Genomic DNA, 5,319 nt, shown 5'->3' with positions numbered 1-5,319 from the left:
GCTTGAGGCGGTGAGACCCTTGCCGAGCGAAGATGCGACTCCGCCGGTCACAAATACGTGTTTGGTAACCGCGCTACCTGCCAAGGTGACTCCCGTGGTCGAAAACCGATGTCGAGCGCTCGCAATGCTTGGAAAAGCATCAGGCCTCCACGGGATTCCAGCCTACCAAGAAGAACGCTGTGTTGGTTACCAACGAGCGTGTCGGCTGGCCCACATCAATGTTCTTAGTCAGGCAATCCGCCGTCGGCGCTGCGGGACGTGCCCCACGAGCCGCTCAGGCCAGTCGCTTCCTTGGCCGCCGCAAGGATCGTGACGACTCGACCAGCAGCCATGTCTGTGACGTCGACAGTCGAGACGCTGCTCGTCGCATCACTGTCACGTACGGCCTTGACGATTCCACCGTCTGTGCTCGCCGAGGACGGCCCAGCGACCACGACACCCTTGCCGCTGGCATCCAGCGCGGCAGCCATGGCAGCCACAACACTCCCCTGGTCTCCTGAGTTGGATGCCTTCGGGCTCGTCAGGATGACAGCGAGCGTGGCTCGCTTGGTGGGCGTGGAGGTCAGGGTGATCAGGTCGCCCTCCACAAATGCCGACTGGATCGTGGCTGCGGCAGGATCAACTGCGGAGGTCTTGTTCGCCATGATCGCTCGACCCAGGGCCGCGCCGATTCGGCCGTAGCTGTCACCGGCAGCAGAAACGCCCGGAACGTCGGCCGCCGCCTGCTGTGCGACGCCCTCAGCGAACTGACGATTGGACGAGTTGAGCAGCTTGGACGTCAGCTCGACCTGACCCGTCACCTCCGCATCGGCCTGCTGAAGCAGCGTCGAGATGCTCTTGGCCTCAGCTGCGCTTGCGCCGGGCATCGTGATGACCACAACCGACTGGCCCTTGAGCGCTCCCTTGAACAACGGAAGCGACGTACGGGCTGCGTAGGCCGACTCGAAAGACGTCACAGCTGGATCTGCCGATGTCGTCGTCGGTGAATCATCACCGTCCAAAGCCGATCCGGCGTCGTCCAACGGGCCGGCACCGAGCGCAATGCCCGCCGCCAGCGCCAGCAGCATCGCCGCTATCGAGACGAGGTGGTAGCGGAAGTTGATCACGAGACAAGTCCTTTGATCCAGTTGCCGAGGTCGCCGAGCTGTGACCCGATCGAGTCAAACCAGTCCTGGCCGACCGGAGTCACGCCGATCGCCGTGAGGACGGCGGCCGCTCCGGCGAACAGGAGGAGATAAATGGGCCACATCGACATACGATCGCTGCTGAAGTGGTGGACGGCCTTGGCGTCGACGATCTTCGATCCGGCTCGTAGGCGTGAGACGAACATCCGAGCCGCCTCAGTCGGGGCTCGATCCAGAAACTGTGAAAGATCGGCCGGAGCGCCCACATGGATGATCACTGACGCCTCGTTGGTGTCGGCTAGCAGGATGGCGAGGTCATCATCAGCTCCGGTCGAGACAAAGGTCGCGACCTGCTTGCCGTGCTTTTCAAGGCGTTCGGGCATCTCTACGCGCCCTGATGCCGTGGTCACGACCACTTCGCCAGCGGCGCGGATCGCCCTGTCCGACAGATTGTCCAAGGCGCCGATCACGATCTTGGGCGTGTAGCCCGAATCAAGGAGCAGGTCCGCACCCGCTCCGGCGCCGATCAAGACGGGATCGCTGTCCCGGATGTAGCGACGCAGACCACGAAGGTCTGCAACGTCGTCGTGACCTCGTGACACGACCACCACGGGTCGCCGACGAAGCCTGGTGCGAAGACGAGGGATCCGAGCACCACCGATGAGCATCGCGTGCTCACGCTGAATGTGGTCGGAGGCGTTGGCCGCCAACGAGTCGAGCTTCGTGGCAAGACCGGATTCGGCAGAAGCGAGGTCTGTGCTCGTGCGCTGTTGATCAAGCTCCGCACCGGAGGCGACAAGGATTTCGTCCTTGAAGATCTTCCCTGCCTCAATACGAACGGTGTCGCCTGTCTTGAGTCGCAAGCTGAGGTCGATCTGGGACACGTCGACCAGCGTGATTCCCGCATGCGCGAGCATCTGCGGTCCGACGTTCGGAATGCGCCCTGAGCTGGACCGTGAGGTGTTGACGACGGCTCGGACACGCCTGTCGATCAACATTTCGGCCTGCTGGCTGTCGAGGTCGGGATGGTTGACCACGGCGATGTCGCCCTCCCGGAGCGCTGCCAGCTCTTTGTCACGACGGGCGAACCGTACGGTGCCCACAATCCCCCTCGCCTCAGGCGGCAGGGGCGTCTTGCGGTTGCGGATGGCCATCGCGACCCATGTTGCCACGGACCTCAAGAGATGATCGGGAGGCGCGACGGCGGCGTGTGGGCGCGGGAAATGCCTAGGATCGGGCGAGGTCGAGCAGCTCGCGGGCGTGTGCCTGTGCAGCCGCGGAATCTTCTTGGCCGGCCAGCATACGGGCAAGCTCGTCGACGCGGTTGTCGTCGCCGAGTTCAACCACAGAACTGCTGGTGATGGTCCCGTCGTCGTCCTTGGTCACCACAAAGTGATGGTGCGCGAACGCGGCCACTTGCGGAAGGTGCGTCACGGCGATGACCTGGGCGTGCTCGGCAAGTCTGGCGAGTCGACGTCCAACCTCAACTGCTGCCTTGCCGCCGATTCCGGCATCAACCTCATCGAAGACAAGCGTTGGTACGGTCGTGCGATCGGCAAGCACGACTTCGAGTGCCAACATCAAGCGTGACAGCTCGCCGCCACTTGCTCCCTTGTGCAGCGGTCGCAGGCCTGTGCCGCTGTTGGCCGCAAACTGGAACTCGACCTCGTCAACGCCGTGAGCCGCTGGAACGGCATCGTCAGCAGATGTCACCTGGACGACCAGACGAGCTGCCGGCATGGAGAGCTGTGCGATCTCTGTGTCGACCAGACCTGACAGTCGCTGAGCCGCTTCGGTGCGGAGATCCGACATGACCCGGGCCAGCCGCATGGTCTCCGGAACGAGCTGGGCCTGTTCGGCTTCGAGTTCTTCGATCGACGCGTCATCGTGGCTGAGCTCGTCGAGTCTCGCCGCGCTCTTCTCGGCCCACGCCATGACGTCGTCGAGTGTTGGTCCGTACTTGCGCTGCAGACCTGATAGGGCCGCGCGTCGTTCTTGGATCGTGGCCAGTCGCTCGGGGTCAAGCTCAACACCGCCGGAGTAGCCGGCAAGCTCGGTTGCCACCTCGTCGAGCAGGATCCCCAGCTCGTGCACCCGCTCCCCCAAGGCGTCGAGCGCAGGATCGTGTCCGGCGGATTCGCGCAGGGCCGTTGACGCCTCGGCGATCTTGGTTCGCGCAGCCTGCAGATCACCGTCACCGGCGAGGGCACGTTGTGCCTGATCGGCTGCCCGTGCCAAGGACTCGGAGTGGGCCAACCGGCTCTCGTCGGCCTTGAGTGTCTCGTCCTCACGTGGTTCGGGAGCCACCTGCTCGATCTCGTCGAGTCCGTATCGGAGCACATCCAGCTCGCGCGCCCGCTCCTGCGCATGTGTGCGCAGCTCATTGAGGGTTCGCTCGACGATCCGCCAACGGCGGTAGACCGGCTCGTACGCCTTGGCCGCAGCCGTGAACTCGGCACCAGCAAAGCGGTCGAGTGCTGAGCGTTGCTCCGTCGAACGCAACAGGCGGTGCTGATCGGACTGCCCGTGTACGGCGACGAGCTCGTCGGTGACCTCGGCAAGCAGCGCCGCCGGAACCGTCGCACCGCCGGCGAGTGCCCGTGACCGTCCCTGAGCTGACAGAACGCGTCCAAGGATGACCACATCGTCGTCGATCCGCCCGCCAGCTTCTTCAACGGCCGCGACGGCCGCCGCACCCGCGGGTACGCCGATACTCGCCTCGACACGAGCCTGATCGGCGCCCTGGCGTACGAGGCCAAGGTCAGCGCGGTCACCGCGCAGGAGCCCGAGTGCCGTCACGACCATGGTCTTGCCTGCACCAGTTTCGCCGGTGATCACGGTGAATCCGGACGACAGCTCCAACTCAGCGGAGTCGATGACGCCCAGCGAGGAGAGTCGCAGGTGTTGCCACATCAGCTCTCACCGCGCTGACGTCGTTCAGCTGCCCCGCGCCAGCCGTTGATGGGGAGGTCGAACTTGCGAACCAGTCGATCCGTGAACGATGCAGGCTGGAGCCGTGCCAGTCGCACGGGCGTCGCACCCTTGCGGACTTCGACTCGTGCACCGAACGGCAGGTCAGCCGCACGGCGTCCGTCGCACCACAGGACACCGGTGGACTGCTCGCCGACAATCTCGATCGCCAGCGTCGAGTCGGGCGACACCACGAGGGGCCTTGCGAAGAGCGCGTGAGCGCTGATCGGAACCATCAGGAGCGCCGAAACCTCGGGCCAGACGATGGGTCCACCCGCACTGAAGTTGTAGGCGGTCGAGCCAGTCGGTGTTGCGCAAACGACTCCGTCGCAACCCCAGCGGGAAACGGGCCGGCCATCGATCTCGACGACGATCTCGAGCATGCGCTCGCGTGCCGCCTTTTCAACAGACGCCTCGTTGAGCGCCCAGTTGGTCGCAACGATCTCGCCGCCGACGGTGACTGCGACATCAACCGTTAAACGCTCCTCGACCGTGAAACTGCGATCAACAACTCCGCGTACGACGTCATGCAGGTCTTCGGCGTCGGCCTCAGCCAGGAATCCGACGTGTCCGAGGTTCACGCCCAGCACCGGTGTATCGGTGCCCCGACACAGCTCGGCAGCGCGAAGAATCGTGCCATCGCCGCCGAATACGACTGCAAGTTCGCATCCCTGCGCCGCCCCAGGCGCGGCGGCGACGACATCAGTCGCTTCGAGACCTGCGGCCCTGAGCTGATCGACCTCGGTGTCCAGGATGCGCACATCCAGACCTTTGGCTCGCAGATCAGCCGCGAATGCCGCAGCAATCTTTGTGGCCTCATCACGAGCAACATGGACCGCAAGCAGGATTGTCCTCATGATGGCGTCCTCGAGGTGTCGAGCGGTCCGGCGGCAACAACGTCGTGTGCTGCGTCAATCGTGGGAGGCTCGGCGTCAGTGCGCAGCCAGCAGAAGTATTCGACGTTGCCAGCGGGACCGGGGAGCGGACTAGGCGCCAGCGCACGGGTTCCCCATCCGAGCTCGGACGCCGAGAGGCACACGCGATGGACAGCGTCAGCATGCAGAAGCGGATCGCGGACCACGCCGTTCTTGCCGAGGTTGGCCTTGCCGACCTCGAACTGCGGCTTGATCATCAGCACGATGTCGCCTCCGTCCTCGCACACCCGCGTCAATGCCGGCATGACCACCGTAAGGGAGATGAACGACAGATCGGACACGACGAGCCC

5 protein-coding genes are annotated in these 5,319 nt (G+C 64.4%); all 5 read right to left on the bottom strand.

Annotation, left to right across the window (positions count from 1 at the left end; translation table 11 throughout):
• Positions 1-224: 224 nt before the first annotated feature.
• Positions 225-1,106 carry a copper transporter gene (locus V6M39_RS10840; protein WP_332643832.1) on the bottom strand — a complete coding sequence of 294 codons (882 nt, stop codon included), beginning with the start codon at positions 1,104-1,106 and terminating at the stop codon, positions 225-227.
• Positions 1,103-2,296, bottom strand: a complete 1,194-nt coding sequence (gene steA, locus V6M39_RS10835; RefSeq protein WP_332643831.1) for a putative cytokinetic ring protein SteA — start codon at positions 2,294-2,296, stop codon at positions 1,103-1,105. The genes V6M39_RS10840 and steA overlap by 4 nt, the downstream gene beginning before the upstream one ends.
• Before the next feature lie 55 nt (positions 2,297-2,351).
• A complete protein-coding gene (recN, locus tag V6M39_RS10830) occupies positions 2,352-4,037 on the bottom strand; it encodes a DNA repair protein RecN (RefSeq protein ID WP_332643830.1) in 1,686 nt (561 codons plus the stop codon).
• Positions 4,037-4,951, bottom strand: a complete 915-nt coding sequence (locus V6M39_RS10825) for an NAD kinase (protein WP_332643829.1) — start codon at positions 4,949-4,951, stop codon at positions 4,037-4,039. Before V6M39_RS10825 ends, recN begins: the two co-directional genes overlap by 1 nt.
• Positions 4,948-5,319, bottom strand: a 372-nt coding sequence (locus V6M39_RS10820) for an SAM-dependent methyltransferase (protein ID WP_332643828.1), incomplete at its 5' end; no start/stop codon positions are given. The genes V6M39_RS10825 and V6M39_RS10820, both read right to left, overlap by 4 nt.

It is taken from the genome of Aeromicrobium sp., from assembly GCF_036675695.1.
Classification (GTDB): Bacteria; Actinomycetota; Actinomycetes; order Propionibacteriales; family Nocardioidaceae; genus Aeromicrobium.
Note: the sequence above shows the minus strand (reverse complement) of the source record. Positions and strands in the feature narration are given on the sequence as shown.